A 1,690-nucleotide genomic window follows, 5' to 3' on the forward strand; every position below is an offset into this window, starting at 1 on the left:
GTGCTTGCCCATGACCTCGGCGCTACACCAGACCGATCCGGCTGTGGGCTCCGGCCCGGGAGGCACCCGGTAACGGGTTTACGCTTCTTCACCATCGCGGAGAAGGGCTTGGGTGGGCCCGCGGCCGCGGCAGCACTCGTCTCGGGCGCCCTGGGCCCCTGTGTCCGCTCCGAGTCCTGGTGCCGCTCGTCGGCCGCCTTGGCGACCCAGACGAGGGAATAGGCGACCCACCGGACGTGCTGCGGCCCGTTGTTCCAGGACACGGCACGGTCGAACCGCAGCTCGACGTGCTGCGGCCGCAGCCTCTGCACAGTCGCACGGCCCTTGTGAGTGATCACCCGGTCGCCCTTGCGAAGCACCGATTCACTGCTGGGCATGTGCCCGGTTCGATCGAGCACTTGGCGATGGCATGCGGCTCTTTGGCGGTTCTCCTCCGCCGCCGTTCGAAGCCGCTCGAGAGTTTCGCCCGTAGCCGGTCCCCCAGGCTTGGGCCCGCGCCAGCGAGGCGGGGCCTCCCCGGTGATCCTCACCTGGAGCTCGCGTGCTTCCTTGCTCAGCTCGCGCAACCGTCGAAGGACGTCGCACGGGTTCTCGTGCTGGGCCGCGTTGTGCTCGGCGGTCTCTCCCTGATGCCGGGCATCCTCCGCGGCCTCGCTGGCCTCGATCGAGCGGGGCGTCGAGGCCCCGGCCCGCGGGAGCTCGCTGCTGTGCAGCCTTTCACTTCGATGCTCGACGAGGTTCTGCTGTCGCACGGGGATCTCGTCGAACGCGGCGCGGCGCTCGTCGTGCTTGGCCGCGGCCGCTGCCTCGAGCCGGTCCGCCCATCGTTGCAGCAGTCGTGCACGCGCGAGGGCCCGCCTCTTGCGTTCCACGGGGGCCTCGTCGAAGGCACGCACGTCCTCGGGCGTGGGGTCATGGAATTCGAGCCGCACCTTGGGCACCCCCGCGGCAACGAGCCCGCGGGCGTACTTCTCTACCTGGGAGCTCGACATCACCCGGCCCCGCGTCAGTGGCACGCCCCACTTGCCCAACGACCGGAACCACCGCCACCGGGGCTCGGCCTTCTCGATGGCGTCCTTGTACGGGCCGGTATCGCCTTCGAGGAGGATCCCGTCGGCGTAGTGGTACCGCACCACGACAGCGGTCGACTTGGCCTGGGCGTCCGTCGTCGGCGCGGAGACTCGATGGCTGGTCGAGTTCATCGTCCACCTCTGGAAGGTCCACCCGACACGCAACGCGGTCGCCCCGTCGAGCGGCCCGCGATGGCCCACTCCTCGATCATCACGACGGCCTCACCGAACAAACCGCAGCCCTCCGTAGCCTGGGAGTCGAGCGCTTGTGAGCGCCGATGTAGGGTCGTCGGTTCTACCTGTCCGCAGGTCATGAGGCACCCAGCCCGATCACAGATCCGTCGCCCGGTCAGTCAACACCACGAAATGATCGGACGCAAACGCCTGCGCTGATCTTGGAGACGAGGGTCAACGGGCAACGCACGAGAAGGGGCTCGTAGAGGTGCTTCACGCAATGCACCAAAAAAGTGCATGGAGACGAAGAAGTGCACACTCGGTGCGAAGGCGCTCCTACGAAGGCGCTTCGTCGAGAGCCGGGTACGAGGTCGCCCTGACCCGTCTTGCAGGCGCGCGATCGGGCCGGGACCTTCGTGTCCATGGAACGGGAAGACGAGCTGAGG

The 1,690-nt window shown here is 68.2% G+C and carries 1 protein-coding gene; it reads right to left on the reverse strand.

The features are described from left to right. On the reverse strand, positions 1-1,202 hold a 1,202-nt coding region (locus tag OEB96_RS00425), incomplete at its 3' end, for a DUF3560 domain-containing protein (protein WP_266213390.1). Positions 1,203-1,690: the final 488 nt, after the last annotated feature.

It is taken from the genome of Paraliomyxa miuraensis, assembly GCF_026337845.1.
Taxonomy (GTDB): Bacteria; Myxococcota_A; Polyangia; order Nannocystales; family Nannocystaceae; genus Paraliomyxa; species Paraliomyxa miuraensis.